This window comes from Nocardioides sp. (assembly GCF_025965415.1).
In the GTDB taxonomy this organism is placed as follows: Bacteria; Actinomycetota; Actinomycetes; order Propionibacteriales; family Nocardioidaceae; genus Nocardioides.
Map to the genome: position 1 here is coordinate 1 of NZ_JAOPWY010000087.1, position 16,739 is coordinate 16,739.

The 16,739-nt window shown below is 68.1% G+C and carries 15 protein-coding genes; 10 read left to right on the forward strand and 5 right to left on the reverse strand.

The window, feature by feature from the left end:
* Positions 1-398 precede the first annotated feature (398 nt).
* Together JWN97_RS09185 and JWN97_RS09190 are read right to left on the reverse strand one after the other, a co-directional pair.
* Positions 399-533 carry a hypothetical protein gene (locus JWN97_RS09185; RefSeq protein ID WP_297621570.1) on the reverse strand — a complete coding sequence of 45 codons (135 nt, stop codon included), beginning with the start codon at positions 531-533 and terminating at the stop codon, positions 399-401.
* Positions 534-647: 114 nt separating this feature from the next.
* A complete protein-coding gene (locus JWN97_RS09190; protein WP_297621572.1) occupies positions 648-1,073 on the reverse strand; it encodes a DUF309 domain-containing protein in 426 nt (141 codons plus the stop codon).
* 776 nt (positions 1,074-1,849) lie between these two features.
* On the opposite strand from JWN97_RS09190, the gene JWN97_RS09195 reads away from it, so the two are divergent.
* Positions 1,850-2,374: a hypothetical protein gene (locus JWN97_RS09195; protein WP_297621574.1), complete on the forward strand. Its 525-nt coding sequence runs from the start codon at positions 1,850-1,852 to the stop codon at positions 2,372-2,374.
* Positions 2,375-2,444: 70 nt separating this feature from the next.
* On the opposite strand, the gene JWN97_RS09200 is transcribed toward JWN97_RS09195, so the two are convergent.
* Together JWN97_RS09200 and JWN97_RS09205 are read right to left on the reverse strand one after the other, a co-directional pair.
* Positions 2,445-2,699, reverse strand: coding sequence for a lipocalin family protein (locus JWN97_RS09200; protein ID WP_363321272.1), 255 nt, complete (start codon positions 2,697-2,699; stop codon positions 2,445-2,447).
* A gap of 70 nt (positions 2,700-2,769) precedes the next feature.
* Positions 2,770-3,645, reverse strand: coding sequence for a zinc metalloprotease (locus tag JWN97_RS09205; protein ID WP_297621578.1), 876 nt, complete (start codon positions 3,643-3,645; stop codon positions 2,770-2,772).
* A gap of 344 nt (positions 3,646-3,989) precedes the next feature.
* Here JWN97_RS09205 and JWN97_RS09210 point away from each other — a divergent pair, with 344 nt between their 5' ends.
* The 9 genes from JWN97_RS09210 to JWN97_RS09250 all read left to right on the forward strand — a co-directional run bounded on the left by JWN97_RS09210 (position 3,990) and on the right by JWN97_RS09250 (position 15,806).
* On the forward strand, positions 3,990-5,366 hold the full coding sequence (locus tag JWN97_RS09210; protein WP_297621580.1) for a tyrosinase family protein: 1,377 nt from the start codon (positions 3,990-3,992) through the stop codon (positions 5,364-5,366).
* Positions 5,363-6,157 carry a DUF2182 domain-containing protein gene (locus JWN97_RS09215; RefSeq protein ID WP_297621582.1) on the forward strand — a complete coding sequence of 265 codons (795 nt, stop codon included), beginning with the start codon at positions 5,363-5,365 and terminating at the stop codon, positions 6,155-6,157. The genes JWN97_RS09210 and JWN97_RS09215 overlap by 4 nt, the downstream gene beginning before the upstream one ends.
* Entirely contained in the window at positions 6,150-7,844 is a 1,695-nt protein-coding gene (locus JWN97_RS09220; protein ID WP_297621584.1) for a hypothetical protein, read from the forward strand. The genes JWN97_RS09215 and JWN97_RS09220 overlap by 8 nt, the downstream gene beginning before the upstream one ends.
* The gene (locus JWN97_RS09225) at positions 7,841-9,022 is read left to right on the forward strand and encodes a hypothetical protein (RefSeq protein WP_297621586.1); all 1,182 of its coding nucleotides are present in this window, start codon (positions 7,841-7,843) and stop codon (positions 9,020-9,022) included. The genes JWN97_RS09220 and JWN97_RS09225 overlap by 4 nt, the downstream gene beginning before the upstream one ends.
* Positions 9,023-9,160: 138 nt before the next feature.
* Entirely contained in the window at positions 9,161-10,240 is a 1,080-nt protein-coding gene (locus JWN97_RS09230) for a patatin-like phospholipase family protein (RefSeq protein WP_297621597.1), read from the forward strand.
* A gap of 230 nt (positions 10,241-10,470) precedes the next feature.
* The gene (locus JWN97_RS09235; protein WP_297621588.1) at positions 10,471-12,195 is read left to right on the forward strand and encodes a hypothetical protein; all 1,725 of its coding nucleotides are present in this window, start codon (positions 10,471-10,473) and stop codon (positions 12,193-12,195) included.
* The gene (locus JWN97_RS09240; RefSeq protein WP_297621590.1) at positions 12,192-13,517 is read left to right on the forward strand and encodes a hypothetical protein; all 1,326 of its coding nucleotides are present in this window, start codon (positions 12,192-12,194) and stop codon (positions 13,515-13,517) included. Before JWN97_RS09235 ends, JWN97_RS09240 begins: the two co-directional genes overlap by 4 nt.
* A 30-nt stretch (positions 13,518-13,547) precedes the next feature.
* Complete coding sequence (locus tag JWN97_RS09245) at positions 13,548-15,041, forward strand: sulfatase (protein WP_297621592.1); 1,494 nt, start codon at positions 13,548-13,550, stop codon at positions 15,039-15,041.
* A 240-nt stretch (positions 15,042-15,281) separates the two neighbouring features.
* Positions 15,282-15,806, forward strand: a complete 525-nt coding sequence (locus JWN97_RS09250) for a transposase (protein ID WP_297621594.1) — start codon at positions 15,282-15,284, stop codon at positions 15,804-15,806.
* Between the two features lie 67 nt (positions 15,807-15,873).
* Here the strand turns inward: JWN97_RS09250 and JWN97_RS09255 are convergent, their stop codons facing one another.
* On the reverse strand, positions 15,874-16,524 hold the full coding sequence (locus JWN97_RS09255; RefSeq protein WP_297621595.1) for an aspartate/glutamate racemase family protein: 651 nt from the start codon (positions 16,522-16,524) through the stop codon (positions 15,874-15,876).
* Between the last annotated feature and the right edge of the window lie 215 nt (positions 16,525-16,739).

Consider the following 16,739-nt stretch of genomic DNA (forward strand, 5'->3'; position numbering starts at 1 on the left):
CGACCGTGGCCGGCGAAGAGGCCGTGGCGTTAGTCCTCGAGCAGGGCCAGTGACCAGCACCAGCCGGCGAGCTCGCGGGCGATGGCGGTGTTGGCCACGGTGGCCTTCTTCTTGCGGTCGATGTACTTGACCCAGCGGGCGTGCAGGCGCCGGTTTCCCAGGTCGCCGCACGCCGAGCAGCCCAGGCCGGGCTGAGCCTCGCATGACGTTTGTCGGCGCCCTCCAACCGAGCGCGTCTGTCGCGTAGCTGGGTGGTTCGAGGCTCGAGTCGAGGGCACAAGCCAGAGCACTCCACCCGAGCCGCTCCGGCCGGTGGAGTCTTTCCCAGCCAGGGATGGACCCGGCGCGTGTGAGCGCGGCGTTCTGCGACCAGCGCCAGAACCCGTAGGCCCACACGATCACCACAGCACGATAAGTTCGCCAAAGTCTGCGGTGACCGCCAAGCGGGTGTCCTGAAACATCACCGGCATCGCAAGCAGGTCGGTGCGTTCGTAGGGATCCCGCAGTCGGCGGGTCCGGTCAGGGATGGTCATTCGGGGCGACGGCGGCTGGCCCCACACTGTCCGGACGTGGCCGTGGCGGGTTCCTGCACGGAACCCTCTGCCGAGCCCCTCCGGGTAGGGCAGTGGTCACTTGACTGACCGATGTCAGTCGGTGCCGGCTGCGCGGTGGATCCGCGTGCGGAACTCCGCCAGGTCCAGCCCGTACGTCGGACGGCCGGTCGCGGCGTACCTCTCGAGCCGGCCGTTGCCGCGCTCGAGCAGCCGCCCGGCGCCGGTGGCGTTGCCGCGCATGGCGTGGGTCAGCCCGACGCACAGCTGGGCCAGCCCCTGCCAGAGGTCGTGCTCGGCCTCAGGGGCGTCTTTCCAGCGGGCCTCGAAGACTTCGTGGGCCGAGAACGGCCGGCCCTGGTCCAGCAGGTCGATGGCGAACCGCACCGTCTCTAGCGGCGGTAACGGGTCTTCGGAAACCGGCTCGACTCCCTCAGCGCCGTACGGCAGCGGTCGGCCGAGCTCGTCGCGCGGCCTGGCCTGGCGCGGCCGGCCCTCCTCGTCGCGGTCCCTGCTCTCCATGGGGCCACCCTGTCGCCCCGCGCGCGCAGAGACAACCTGCAGCCGATTTCAGGCGTCGAACCTACTGCGGGGGCTCGGACACAGCCTGACCGGGGCTCCTCCTGGCTGCCTCGCCCGACCAGATCATGGATCTCGGAGTTGATAACGACCGATCGCGGTCATCCGCTCCAGAACGCTGGTCCTCTACTGGTCGAAACCCCCTCAGAAATGGACCCCACAGCGCTGATGCTCCCAAGGCCAAGCAACAACGTAGGGAGCGTCTTCGCAGGTCAGCGTGCGTTGTCGCAACAGGGAGCAGGCACCGTCCCGCCACATGGTCAAACGATGGGCGGCATGACGTTCCACCCGCGGCCGGGTGGCGGGAACTCGCCGTCCGCGATTCCCCCGCACGGCGCCCCACCTGAGGGGGGTGTCCCACAACGTGTTCCGACTCGGGTCTCTGGCCTGTGGTGTCAGGCGCGCACTCAGGTCTTGGCCTGGCCGCCTCGCGGCGCTTGGGCGCGTTCTTGCGGACGTCGCGCATCTACTAGGACGCTGTCGGGCGAGGGCTAGCGAGGCGGGGCGACGTGCGGGTGCACATGCCCCATGTTGTCGGTCGCCCATGCGAGAGGACGTGCCAGCACACCCGCAGGGTCCCGCTGACTCGGCACGAGGGCCGGGGACAAAGCTGGACGATGGTCAGAACTGCTCACCGTTCATGCGGCAGCCTCTTTCGACGCGTGGCCACGGACTGGTGGGCGTACCGTCGAGGTAACCGAATGAGGGGTGCGTTCACGATGGCTGAGACACCTGAGCAGAGATCGGAGCAGTTCGCCACGGCCGCAGCCCTCAGTGCCTCGGCTCGCGAGTGGCACAAGCTGCAGGTCGCGGCCCTGGCCTTCGTGGGACTGTGCGGCGTGCTTACCGGTGACAACGGCACCAGGCTCCCGATGTGGTTGCAGTCGGCCGCGGGGGTCCTGGCGCTCCTCGCCCTTGCGTCCGCTGCCATCGGGCTCTTGCTCGTGGCGGTAGTGGCGTGGCCGCTCGGCGTACCGACGGACCTCACGGCCGGTGCCCGCCGTCTCCGAGCGGGCGTCGGCTTCACGTGTGTGGCGGTCGGGCTGACCGCCCTCTCGGCATCCAGCAACTGGTGGCCACAGTCCGATGCCGACCGGCCTGTCCAGGTCAGCACCGACAGTGGCACCGCCTGCGGCCCGATCGTCGACAGCGCCGCCGGCTGGGTCGACCTCGAGGTAGAAGACACCGTGCTCCGCGTGGACCTGACGAGTGTGACCTCGCTGCGGGCCGTGAAGTCGTGCTGACACGCTCATGGAGGTTGGCTTCGAGGGTGACTGTGTGCGTGGCCCTGGTTTGCAGGGTGGCGCCAGCGGGTCAGCCTCCCTCTCGGCGCTTGAGGATCAGCCTGTCATCGTCCAACGAGACGACCTGCATCTCGCGTGGCACTCCCTGCGCCGCGCCCTCGCTCAGCGTGAGCGTCTCGCCGTCGAGGGTCCAGGTCCCGGTGGCCTCCTCGGGGACGTCGGTGGCACCAAGGCCGGACTCAGCGAAGGTCCCATCCGGACGCAAGTCAAACGCCATCCGGCCCCGAGACGGAGGCAGGGGGGTGCCAGCGGGACGGAAGACCATCTCGCCGTCGGTGTCCTCCTCGTGCGCGTGCACCCAACGCCCGCTCACCTGATAGCTCACCAGGGACGGCTTACGCCGCGGCGAACGACTTGCGGGGTCCGGCGAGACAAGCACTCATCCGGGCAACTTGTCCTGCGGTGAACATGAACATTGCCGCGTCGTCGACGTAGTCCATGTAGTTCATGAACATGTCGCCGTTGGGACCGTTGCCGCAACTGATCACCGGGAAGGTGGGCTTGCCGTAGTTCGGTCCTTCGGAGTTCGGCGTGTCGGAAACGCGGTCGCCTCCGCTGCAGTCGAGGGTGTCGCCCCAGATGTGTCGCAGGTTGAGCCAGTGCCCGACCTCATGGGTGAGGGTGCGGCCTCGGTTGAACGGCGCGATTGCGCTGCCTTCGGTCCCGAAGGCGGAGTGCAGGATCACCACGCCATCAGTTGCCTTGGGGCCGCCGGGGAATTGGGCGTAACCGAGCAGGCCGCCGCCGAGCGCGCACACCCAGATGTTGAGGTAGGCGTCGGCGGGCCACGCGGTCGACCCGCCTTGGCTGGCCCTCTTCACGTCGTCGCCGGGGCCGAACGAGGCACGGTCGGTCTGGACGCGGACGATGCCGTCGGTCCTTTTGCCGTCGGGGTCCTTCGTCGCGAGCTGGAACTTGATCTTCGCGTCAGCGACGAGCCCCGTCCACGCGTCGGGCACCTTGACGGTGTCGGGATTGGTGGACCTGAAGTCCTGATTCAGTGCCGCGATCTGGCTCTGGACCTGGGACTTGCTGATGTTCTCCTTCGGCTTCTTGTAGAGCACATGCACCACGGTCGGGATCGTGATCAGCCTGCGGGCCACCCGTTCGGCCTCGCCCGAGGTGACGGCTCGGGCAGTGAACGCCTCAGCGCGTTGTTGATTGGTCCGGAATGACGGCTGCTCCTCCAGCAGACGCTCGTACTCTTGCATCGCTGCGCACTGACGACGTCTAGGGGCCATCGCACTTCCTCCCGGTCCAAGAGAGCGGACCCCTGCTCCTACGGAGTCGGTCCCTCGCAATGAGGTTCCTCGTCGGTTCCTGGCCTGTCAAGGAAGGGAGGACGCCCCGACGCTGTGCCCTGGACCGGCGACATCCCCGCCGCGAATGCGTGCAGGAGGATCAAGTCGTTTCCACGAGCTGGGCCAAGCAACCGCCACACGTGGCACCTGCCGCGTGGGGCGTGGGTCGTGAAGCAGGGATGTGCCCAATTGTGGCCATGCAGGCAGTCACCCGACCCGAGGACCATCAAGAGCACCACGTCTCGGGAGGGGTCATGACTCGGACACGGCACAACATCGCAAGCCTGACACTCGGCGACGTCGCCGCCGCGGAGACACAGGACTGGCATCCGGTCCTCGACACCTACGCCCGCGGCGTCGAGCTCATGCGCGAGCTGCCCGCCAACGACCCGACCTCCTGGCTGTGGGCGGCCAACACCCACGGGATCCCGCCGCGAACGCCGGCTCGGCCCGCGTGGGGACAGTGTGCCCACGCCTCGTTGTTCTTCCTGCCCTGGCATCGCGCCTACCTGGCGTGGTTCGAGGGCACGATCCGCGCCCTCACCGGCGACGACGCCTGGGGCCTGCCGTACTGGGACTACTCCGACCCGGACGACCCCGACGCAGCGTTCCTGCCGGCGGAGTTCCGGGCGTCGACCCGGACCGTGGACGGCGCGGTGGTCGACAACACGCTCTTCGACCCAGCTCGCAACGACGCACCGATCCCGGCCGACGACAGCGACCTCGTTCCCGCGCTCAGCGAGTCGCGCTACGTCGGCGGGGTCCCCGACGTCGGGTTCGGAGGCACGGACCGCGATCGCCGCTTCGGGGACGTGGAGAGCACGCCCCACAACTGGGTGCACGTCGACATCGCAGGGTTGATGGAGAGCCCGGCGACGGCCGGCCAGGATCCGATCTTCTGGCTCCACCATGCCAACATCGATCGGCTGTGGGAGGTGTGGCTCGCCCTGCCGGGATCGCTTCGGCTGACGGACCCCGGAGGTGCCTCGGCATTCCTCGTCTCGCAGTGGCAGTCGGCGATCTTCTGGTTCGGCTCCGAGCAGTCGCCGTCGACGTACACGATGGAGGACGTCGAGGACCTGACCAGCGTGAAGATGGACTACGAATACGAATCGATCGCGCTGCCGGAGGTGGTGGCGCAGGCAGTCGCCGCCGCTCGCCCGTCGGCGCCGGTCGGAGGAGGCCCCATGCCGTTGGACGAGGCCGAGGCCCGGTGGGAACCGGTGGCCGCCACCTTCAACCTGGACTCCGAAGAGGAGCGTGAGGTCCCCTTCCAGACCGGCCCGCTCGGGCTCGACGACGAACCGCCCACGCGGCTGGTGCTGGAGCTCGCCGGCGTCCGCGCCGAGCAGCCGCACGCGGCGTACGTCGTGGAGGTGCGGTCCGCGCCCGACCAGCCACCCCATCGCGCCGGCAGATTCGCGACCTTCGGGCTGGCCGGGACGGCGCCCGAGGAGGAGCGCAACTACCTCGTCGACGCCTCGGCGATCCTGCCCGACCTGCTGGCAGAGGGCTGGACCGGGGGGCAGCTGTCGGTGAAGCTCGTGCCCGAGGAGGGACGGCCCGACTCCGACGACCCCAACCGGGCGATCCACATCCAACAGCTCACGGTCTACACCCAGACGCCATGAGCCTGCTCCAGGCCGCGCCGCTGGCTGATCGCCTCTCGGACGCGGTCCGCGCCAGGACCACCCGGGTCATCCTGGGTGGTACGGCGACGGCCTGGCTCGCTCTCAACATCCCGTGGCCAGGCAGTGGCTCTGCCGGTCAGACGCACGCCCAGCACGCGCACGCCCAGCACGCGCACGCCGTAGCCCCGGTCGCCGACGTCGTCGACCCGTGGAGCCTGGCCTGGGTTGCGTCCTGGCTGCTGATGGTGATCGCCATGATGTGGCCGCTGGCCGTTCCCACGGTCGGCGCCGTGTCGCGCTCGAGGTTCCGCGGCTGGCGTACTCGACTGCCGGTTGTCTGCCTCGCGACAGTGACGGTCCTGTGGCTGGCCGTGGGCTTCGCGGGCGCCGTGCTGGCGCGCTTGCTCGGGGTACCCGTCGGCGGTGTGTGGTGGCAGCTCGCGTTCGTCGGCCTCGCGTTGGCGGCGTTCCGCTCAGCGCGACGCAGCCGCGTGCTGGAGACCTGCTTGCGGTTGCCGCCACTTGCCCCGGGAGGTCGTCGCGGAGTGGTCACCGCAGCCAAGGCGGGACTGCTGACCTGGCGACGATGTGTGCTCCTGTGTGGGCCGGTGATGCTCGCGATGAGTGTCGGACACAGCGCGGTCCTGATGGCGTGCGCTTCGCTCGCCGCGTGGTGGGAGTCCTGGCACCCCAGGGCATGGCGCGACCGCGTGCCGGTGGCGCTTGTCGCTGCCGGTGGGCTGTGGCTGCTGGTCTCCGACCTGTTCGCGCAAGGCGTTGGCCATGGCTGACGTGGTCGCCGAGGTCGACCTCCTCGTCCAAGACGGATCGCTCGACCTGGCCGAGACCGATGTGCCGGGCGGAGCCGCGGTCAAGGAGAAGAAGGAGCTGAGGCTGTCCGGCGACGCCAACGACCGCTTTCTGGACGGGCCGGCCTGCCGCCGGATCGCCATCGTCGACTTCGACCCCACGACGGGCCTGCCCTCGCCTCCTCCGGCCACGTTCACCCCGTTCAAGTCGAACCCGCGCTCCGGGACGTACGTCGCGGACGGCGACGAGACCTCGACGGCGACCATCGCGATCAACGCCTTCGGCACCGTCTTCCAGACCGTGCGCATGTTCGAGGGAGCGGACGCTCTGGGCCGGCAGGTTGACTGGGCGTTCGGAAGCGAGCAGCTCCTCGTCGTACCCCGGGCAGGGGAGTGGGCCAACGCCTTCTACGAGCGGGCCACTCGTAGCCTTCAGTTCTTCTCGTTCGTCGGCGAGTCGGGTGCGCGGGTTCACACTGCTCTGAGTCGCGACATCGTGGCCCACGAGTGCGGGCACGCGCTGCTCGACGCGGTGGCACCGTCGCTGTACGACAGCTCGACGCCGCAGTCGGTGGCGATCCACGAGGCCGTCGCGGACCTGGTCGCAGTGATCATGGCCCTCGACAGCAGGCGCCTGCGCGAAGCGGTCCTGGCTCGGAGCGACAGCGTGCTGGCGGGAGCGAACGCGTTCACCGCGATCGCCGAGGAGTTCGGCATGGCTCGGCCACGTGCGGACGGCATGGCCCGGCACGCTTTGCGGGAGCTGGACAACGACGAGACCCTGGAGACCCTGTCCGGCGCGAGACCCCACATCCTGAGCACGCTGCTGTCGGCGATCTTCTACGACACGCTCAATGTCATCTTCGCCACGCTGTTCGAGGACGCCAACCTGCCGGACACCAACGGAGTCACAGCGATGCCAGCGGCGGCGGCCAACAAGGCGCTCGGCACTGCCCAGATCGTCTTTCGTCGGTTCTTGCTCCGGGGGATCGATTACCTGCCGCCGGGTGAGCTTAGCTTCGCCGACGTCGGCCGCGCCACGCTGGCTGCGGACCGGGCCGCCCGTCCCGCGGCCAGCAAGGTGCGCGAGAACTTCGCCGAGCAGTTCGTCGAGCGACTGGTGGTGGCGACGGCGGAGCAGCTGGACAGCCCCCAGCCCGAGGTTCTGGCGGTGCCCGCGGACCAGGTGCCGTCTCTCCACGACAGTGACTGGGCGGCATACCAGTACGCCACCCGGCACCGTTCGGCGCTCGGGCTCCCGGACGGCGTGTCGTTCACTGTGTTGCCCCGGGTCGACAGCACGAAGGCGATCGGCCCCAAGGATGACGACGGTGTGGTGCCAGTCCAGCGGGAGCTGATCGTGAAGGTTGCCTGGAACGACACCGAAGATGCGGCAGGCACCGTCGGGCGGGTGCGCGTGGTCCCCACCGGGGCAACCGTCGTGCTGAAGTGGGAGACCGGCGAATGCCTGGCCCTGGTGCGCAGCGACGTGAGCGGAGTCGAGCACCGGCGCGACCGGGACCGGCTCCTCGCGCAACTTGAGGAGGACGGAGCACTCGACACTCTCGACGGTGCTGAAGTCGGGGAGAGCGTCGGGCTCCGTGGCGACGGCGACTCGGGCCTGCGCGCCAGTCACCGGTTGCTCCACCTGGCGGGGTGGGACGGATGAGCGACCTCGTGGTGCGCGCCTACAACGTGGGGTTCGGTGACGCCATCTTGGTGTCGGTACCGGAGCGCACAGACGGCGGCGACGAGGAGATCCGACACCTGTTGTTCGACGTCGGCAATCTCCTGGCCGGGAACGGTAACGACGACGCGGTCTTCACCGGCGTCGTCCAAGACATCGCCGATCGCACCGGCGGCACCGTCGACCTGTACGTCATGACGCACGAGCACCTCGACCATGTGCAGGGGCTGTTGGCCGCAAAGCGGGCCGGTGTCGACCTGGCGGCCAGGCACGCCTGGCTCACCGGGTCGGCTCACCCCGACTACTACACGACCCATCCTGAAGCGAAGCTGAAGAAGCGCTCGCTCGCGCTGGCGTTGGAGGACGCACACCGGATCGTGCAAGCTGCGCCTGACCCGTGGCTGGAGATGATGGTCCGCAACAACTCCACCATGCTGCCGCCGGGCGCGCTCGGTCTGAAGACCAGCGACTACGTCGACCACCTGCGCGGCATCGCCCCGCCCGACCAGACCCACTACGTCGACCGCACCACCGCTCTCGCCGGGAAGCACCCGTTCAGCGAGGCCACCGTGCGCGTGCTGGCACCGGAGGAGGACACGTCGTCGTACTACGGGCGAGGTGGGCCGACGTTGACCGCGGCGGGGACCGACGCCGGGACGGCAGCAGCCACCGCGTCGGAGCCCTCCCTGGGGTTGTCCGTCCCGCCGATGGGCGTGGATCCCGGCGCATTCTTCGACCTCCAGGCGGCGCGCCGCCGCAACACTCGCCGCCAGATCATGGAGATCGACAAGGCCAACAACAGCACCAGCGTGGTCCTGGAGCTCGAGTGGCGCGGTTGGCGGCTGCTGTTCGCCGGAGACGCCGAGCTGAAGTCGTGGAAGACGATGCACGCCAACGGACTCAGGCCAGTGCACTTCGTCAAGATCTCCCACCACGGCAGCCACAACGGGACGTACGACGACCTCTTCGAGGAGCTGATGCCGCAGCAGAGCCCCGACGGGCGCGAACGGCACGCGCTCGTGTCCACCCACGACGGCGACTGGGACAGCGTGCCCGACGTCGACGGGACCCTGTCGCAGTACCAGCAACCGCGCTGCACCCTTCACGACACCCGCAATGTTCCTCGCGGTGCGTCTCTCGAGATCAGATTTCCCGGCTGACCCGGTCCGTCGAACCCAACACGTGGAGGTAGACAGATGAGTGGAGACGAAGAGCTGTTCGCGGCCCCCGGCGAGGAGTTCGCCGCGGCTGAACCCGTGCCAAGGCAACCGGGTGAGGGCGACAACCCGACGCAAGGCATGGCTCTGTGCCTCTCCGGTGGTGGCTACCGAGCCATGCTCTTCCACGTCGGCGTGATCTGGCGGCTCAACGAGGCCGGGATGCTGCCGGAGCTGGACCGCGTCTCCAGCGTCTCCGGCGGCTCGATCACCGCCGGAGTCCTTGCCCTGAACTGGGCCAAGCTGGACTTCGACGCGGATGGCGTTGCGCAGGACTTGGACCACCAGCTGGTCGAACCGATCAGGCGCATGGCCGGCGTCGGGGTCGACGTCACCTCGGTGTTGGCAGGTCTGGGACTGCCGTTCACGTCGGTCTCGGACCGCGTGGCGAAGGCCTACCGCAAGCATCTGTTCGGGAAGGCGACCCTGCAGTCGCTGCCAGACAGTCCGAGGTTCGTGTTCAACGCGACCAATCTCGAGTCCGGGGTGTTGATGCGCTTCAGCAAGGCCTACCTGGCCGACTATCGCGTCGGGCAGGTGTTGAACCCGGACCTCCCGCTTGCGGTTGCGGTGGCAGCCTCGTCGGCGTTCCCGCCAGTGCTCTCGCCGTGCACCATCGACCTGGAGCACGAAGACTGGGTGACCCTCCCGGGCAACGACCTGACCACACCTGACTTCCGCGGCCAGATCCGGCTCAGCGACGGCGGGGTCTACGACAACCTCGGCCTGCAACCTGCCTGGAACCAGTTCCGCACGCTGCTCGTGGCCGACGCGGGCGGACACATGGGCGCGGATCCCTCCCCGGCCACCGACTGGGCGCGCCACAGCGCGAGGGTGCTTCAGGTGATCGACAACCAGGTGCGCTCGCTACGCAAGCGCCAGGTCATCGAGGCCTTCAAGGCGGACCGGCGCGACGGGGCCTACCTCGGGATCCGGAGTGACGTCGCGGACTACGACCTGTCGGACGCCATGCCCGCCGACCCTCAGGTCACGACCAAGCTTGCCGCCACGCCTACCCGACTGGACGACCTCCCGGCGGAACGGCAGGAGATGCTGATCAACTGGGGCTACGTCATCACCGACACGGGTGTCCGCAAGCACGCCCGAACCGACCTCCCGCGCGGCACGTTGCCGTACCCCTCACGACCGTTGGTCAACTGACATGGATCCGACCGAAGTGAAGGTCACAGTGACGCGCACGGCTGAGACGGCAGGACCCGCGGCATGACCGACACTGGCACAGGAGAGGCTGCATCCATCAAGCTCGCTGACAGGTGGGCCTGGGAGGATCGTGGCGCGACCGACACGGCGATCCCGCGCCCGTCTGCCCGACAGCGGAACGGGTGGACCGCCCGCGTCACCAAGCCCGGCCAAGTCAAGGACGGGCGATAATGCCCGGCGGCGTCGACTTCGCGAAGTCCCCAGACACGCCGCGCAGCTACATGGCGCTGCGAATTGTTGCTCAGGACCCGTCCATCAAGGGCGACGACGACAAGATCCTCACCGCGACGGTGAGGATCCCGTGGTCCCGGATGGAGGACGGCCCGCGCGGCGCCCGGCTTCACGTCGTCGACTTCGACGCCTCGACCGGGAGATACATCAAGCATCCGGGGTTGCCTGACGACGACGAGTTCGTGGATGCCGACGACGAGGCCCTCGAGACCGAGTTCGCATTCCATGCACAGCAGGTCTACGTGGCGGCCGCCCGCACGATGTCTGCCTTCGAGTCCGCGCTTGGACGACGGCTCGCGTGGGGCTTCAACGGACACCACCTGTACCTGGTGCCGCACGCCTTCGTGGAGGCCAACGCCTACTACTCCTTCGAGGACCGGGCGCTGCTGTTCGGCTACGTGCCCGGTGACGACGGAATGGTCACCTACACCTGTTTGAGCTACGACGTCGTCGTGCACGAAACCACCCACGCACTGCTCGACGGTCTGCGCCGCCGCTTCCTCGAACCCGGGCTCCCGGACCAAGCGGCTTTCCACGAGGGCTTCGCTGACATCGTCGCGCTGCTGTCGGTCTTCTCCATGCACCCGGTTGTCGAGCAGGCGCTCGGCAAGGCAGACAAGAACGGGCGGATCAAGCGACGACAAGTCGAGCGAGACCAACTGCGCAGCGGCGTACTCACCGGAGTCGCTGAACAGCTCGGCAAGGTCCTCACCCAGGGACGCGGCGCGCTACGACGGTCCGCCATGACACCACCGCCGCCGGACTGGGCAGAACTTCCTCAGTATCAGGAGCCGCACCGGCGCGGTGAGGTGCTCGTGGCGATCGTGCTCGACGTCCTCCTCGACATCTGGGTCAAGCGACTTCAGCCGCTGCTTCAGCCCGACGAGGAGGCCAAGGTGGCCACCCTGGACCGCGCCCGAGCCGCCGAGGAAGGTGTTCGGGCCGCCGGCCAGCTGCTCACCATGATGATCCGCGGCTTGGACTACCTCCCGCCAGTGGAATTCGAGTTCGGCGACCTCGTCAACGCCGTACTGCTGGCCGACGCCGAGGTCGTCCCCGATGACGACCTCGGTTACCGCGACATGCTCATCGACCGATTCGACAAGGCTGGCGTCGAGGGTCCGAGGGACTGCGTCACCAACGTCGTCGAGGCCGAAGTCGCCCCCTACTACCTGGGCTTCAACTTCGCCGCCCTGCGCACCGACCGAGACGAGGTGTTCCGGTTCCTCTGGCAGAACGCGCCCCGGCTCGGCATCTGCACGAAGTACTACACCGTCATCGAGTCCGTCCGTCCGAGCCAGCGTGTGGGTCCGGACGGCCTGATCGTGGGCGAGGTCGTCGCGACCTACGTCCAGATGCTCGACCTCAGCGCCGGTGAGCTCCGGCAGATGGCCGAGCTCGCGACCCCCGAGACCCTGGATCCGGAGACGCCCGTCCAGCTGCTCGGCGGCGGCACCTTGATCTTCGACCAGTTCGGACGGCTCAAGCTGCACATCCACAAGAACCTCGATGACTGGCGTCGCCAACTCCGTCGGTTGGAGTACCTGCACCGCACCGGCCGCTACGACACAGACAAGCGCCTAGGCTTCTCCGAGGGCGCCGCCCGCGGGCAGGCGTTCGCCGAGCTCCACAACACCGAGCTCGGTGCGGGGGAGGCCTGGTGAGCACCGTCGAGCGGGTCAGAGTCCGGATGTACCAGGTGGGATTCGGAGACTGCTTCCTGGTGTCGCTCGAATACGACCAGCCCCTGCCCGATGGCCGTGCCGAGCGGCACATCCTGATCGACTACGGTTCGACACGGTCGGCCCGCAAGGACCGCGCCAAGGGTCAGATGAAGGACGTAGCTCCCCTCATCGACGAGCACACCCACGGCCAGCTCGACGTCGTGGTCCTCACCCACCGTCACAAGGACCACCTGTTCGGATTCTCCGACGACGCCGGTGCAGCGACCCTGCGGAGGCTCAGACCCAAGCTGATCCTGCGCCCCTGGACAGAAGACCCGGGCTTGCCCGCCAAGGCTGACGGTCCAGCGGTCGCTATCGCTGCCGGAACCGAGTCCGCCGGCCCCGACAGCGTCGGCGTCGCGTCGGCCCGATTCGCCCGGAGCTTGTCTGAGGCCCAAGAAGCCACCGGCCGCCTCGCTGCTCGCCCGGGGCTGCATGCCGGACTCAAGGAGGCAGCCGAGGAGCAGCTCAAGAACGCCGATGCGGTCGCGCTACTCGACGAGCTGGCCGCACAGCAGGCTGGCAAGTACCTGTTCGCGGGCTGCGACGCCGGTACCGCGAGCCTTGTGCCCGGTCTCGAGGTCACGGTGCTCGGCCCCGCGACCGTCGAGCAGGACGCCCGCGTGGCAAAGCAGGCAAAAGAGCATGCGGAATACTGGATGACCGCCCTGCGCGCCTCGCTGCACGAGGCCGCAGGCCCTACGACCAGCGCCCGCACCGACGCTGAGTCGAGGGTCCCGGTCGGACCGGGACCCGTGCGCTGGTTGATCGGACGGCTCGGCGAGCAGAAGACGCACTCGGTCACCCGGCTGGTCCGCAAGCTCGATGACGCGCTGAACAACACCAGTCTTATCTTGTTGTTGGAGGTCGGCGGCCTGAGCATGCTGTTCCCCGGCGACGCCCAGATCGAGGACTGGCAGTTCACTCTCGACCAGCTCGCCGACGACTCCGAGCTGAAGGCAAAGCTGGCTGGCATCGACCTGTACAAAGTGGGCCACCACGGCAGCCGCAACGCCACCCCACGCTCCCTGCACGCACTGTGGGCTGACCGCCCCGACACGCTTCCGCCCCTCACCGCACTGATGTCCACCCGCCCCGACGTACACGGCGAGAGCGAAGCCACCGCCGTGCCGCGGGCCACCTTGGTCACTGCCCTTGAGCAGGTGGCAACGCTGATCTCCACCGACGACCTCGAGCAGGGCCAGGCCTTCGTCGAGATCGTTGCCGAGACCACCGGTGGTCCGTTCAGGCGGGCGCCTTGATGACACCGCCACCTACCCGCCGCCCACTACGTGGATTCGAGCTCGATCACCGAACCGAGTGGAGGAGAGCGGCCGCGGTTAGGGCTGCGGCCCCGACCGTCCTGGGAACGTTGGCTCGGGCCGCGGAGCTCCAGTCGGAGCAATTTCGGCAGCTTCGGGGCTAGCTCGACCGCGGCGAATGATGCGTCCCTGGCGGCGTGCGGGGAAGAGGTCTTCCGGAGAGAGGCAGGCACGAAGGGTTTCGGCGTGCGTATGGTGTGGCAGGTGGCCGACAACGTCCTGTGGATCGTCACAGACGATCAGATGCGCTCGACGCTGAGATCGATGGACCGCACCTGGCGACGGCTGGTGCGCAAGGGGGTGCACTTCCGGCGGGGGTACAGCGCGATGCCGTTGTGCGGGCCGGCGCGCGCCTCGATCCTCACGAGTCGGTACCCCCACAACCACGGGTGCGACACCAACATGACCCACCAGCCGTTCGTGGCGCAGGGGCATGACCGGGACACGGCGGCAACCCGGATGAAGGAGGCCGGCTACGGCACCGGCTACTTCGGGAAGTACATGAACGGGATCGCCCAGGATCCGACGTACGTCGCCCCCGGTTGGGACCGCTGGGTGACCTTGCTCGACGGCATGATTGACGACCCCAGGGTGAACGTCGACGGCACTGTTCGCAGAGTCGCCTCGCAGCGGGAGTTCGACCGCTTCGCCGCCCAGCGGCTGCGCCGCTTCATCCGTCGACACCATGACACCGGTCCGTGGTTCGCGGTGTATTCGCCGACAGCGCCCCACGGCCCGTACACGCCGAGCCCCGAGCATGCCGATGACTTCGACGGGGTTCCCTGGGACCCGCCGGCATTCAACGAGGCTGACATGAGCGACAAGCCCACGTGGCTGCGAGCCCTGCCGCCTCAGGATCGTCGCCGGATGCGGAAGATCTACGAGGGCAAGCTCGAGGAGCTGCAGGACGTCGACGACCAGATCGGCAGGGTGTTGGACGCCCTGCGCCGGACCGGCCAGCTCGGGAGGACGTGGATCTTCTTCGTCTCCGACAACGGCTACCTGTTGGGTGAGCACCGGCTGCTCTCCAAGTCGCAGCCGTACGAGGAAGCTGCGGGCATTCCGTTCGTCGTGCGCGGGCCGGGTGTCGAGCCGCGCACCGTCGAGGCGCTGGTCTCGCAGGTCGACCTGATGCCTACGACGCTCGATATCGCCGATCTCGTCCCGGACACCGGGCGCGAGCTCGATGGCCGATCCATGCTCGAGCCGCTCAGGTCCGGCGACTGGTCCTCCTGGCGACGCCGCCTGATTGTCGAGAACACGAACCTCGGCTGGTCGCTGCTACGGGAGGGCTCCCATGCCTATGTCGAGCACCACGGCACCGGGGAGTGGGAGCTCTACGACCTCGAGCGCGACCCCCACCAGCTCGCGAGCCTGCGCGACGCCGACGTCTCCGAGTGGGCACGGAAGACCGGCCAGCTCTCGGCAACACAGGGCCTCGCCCTGCGCAGGCTCGAGCAGTAGCTGTTGGCGACATCGCCACATGGGTACGGCGGTGGTGTGAACGTCTCGGTCAGGATGACCGGCAGCAGAGCCCGCCATCGCTCCAGCGTCCTGTTGCAGGGAGCCGCCGCTCGAGCCGATCGCGGCGGTATGACTACGTTCCGTCGCGAGGACATACCGCATCGTTTGGCGTGCGCGGGGTGGCCAACGTCAGAGGAGCCCGGCTCTGTCTGCGGTGTCCGCGGCCAGAAGCTCGCCGCCATGCTCAACACCGCCGCCAACCTGCGAGTGCACGCCTACTGGGACACCGAGACGACCACCACAGTGGTCGCGCTGCGGACCCTGGCACGTCGCGCGCGCGATGCTGAAAGAGGCACGGGAGCTGCAAAGACGATCGTGGCCATCATCCGCAGCTGGCGCCCTGACCTGCTCGAGGAGTTCGGCGTGGGACCGATCGTGGCCGCGACGGTGCTGTGCGCCTGGTCCCACCCCGGCCGTATCCACTCCGAGGCAGCGTTCGCGATGCTCGCCGGCGTGGCACCCATCCCCGCGAACAGCGGCCAAGTCACCACCCGCTATCGACTCAACCACTACGGCGACCGCCAGCTCAACAACGCCCTGCACACCGTGGTCCAGAGACGAATCCAGTACCAACAAGCCACCCGCGACTACGTCGCCCGCCGTACAGCCGAAGGCAAGGCCCCCCGAGAGATCAAACGCTGCCTTGCCCGCTACGTCGCCCGAGACCTCTATCGCCTACTCGAAAATGGGGCCACAGCTGCTTGACGAAGCATAGGAGCGTCGCACCTAGGCCTACGCGTGGAATACGGCACGCGCGTTCTCGTCGGGCGCTCTATCGACTCGACGCGCCCAAGACGTGTTCCACCGCGAGGAGAGGGCTTGCTAGGACCGCCGTTCGGAGGTCGGCGAGAGTCACCATCGCGCCCATCATGCTGGCCTGCGCCAAGACGACCACGTCAACGCCATCGGCAATGGAACGAGCGGCATCTGCGACCTGCCGTAAGTACCCGTCAGAGTCCCCCGACTCGAAAGCCACCCACGCTTCCGGCACGGGAACGTCGATGATCGTCGCAGACACGCCTACGCGTCGCGCCTCGTCATCGAGCAATGCACGAGTCGGTGCCAGCGTCGACTCCAACGCAGCGATGACGGCGATCCGGGATCCGGCCTGAACCGCCGCCCGCGCCATGGGCCGGTCCACGCGCAGGACCCGCACAGGCAGACGCGCTCCGACGGTTTCGGCGACAGGCCCCAGGGTGGAGCAGGTGCAGACGATGACACCCGCCCCATCGACCACGAGTTGTTCCAGGGCAACCAGTGTGGCTTCCTCCACCTCCACGGTAGGGCCGCTTCTTCGCACCTGATCGAGGAGATCGGGCTCCACGCTGTGCAGGCATGCCGTGCTGTCGTCAATGTCGCGCACGAGTCCCTCGAAGGTCGAGACGTGGACCTGCGCAGTGTGGAGAAATCCGACTTGTGGCATCTCGCCATTGTTCCAGCGGAGCCAAGCCGGTTCGTCTTGCACATCGGCATGCGAGGACGTCCGAGTGTCGCCGACAGGCGGCTACTTAAGACTTCTCCTACGGCATCAGCCCGGCCAGGCTGTTGTCGAGGTGTCCGACGGGACGCTCTCTATTGCGGCTGCCCAGCCTCTGGTTGTGGCTCTTTTCCGGACTGCGTTCTCGTCGGGCACCGTGG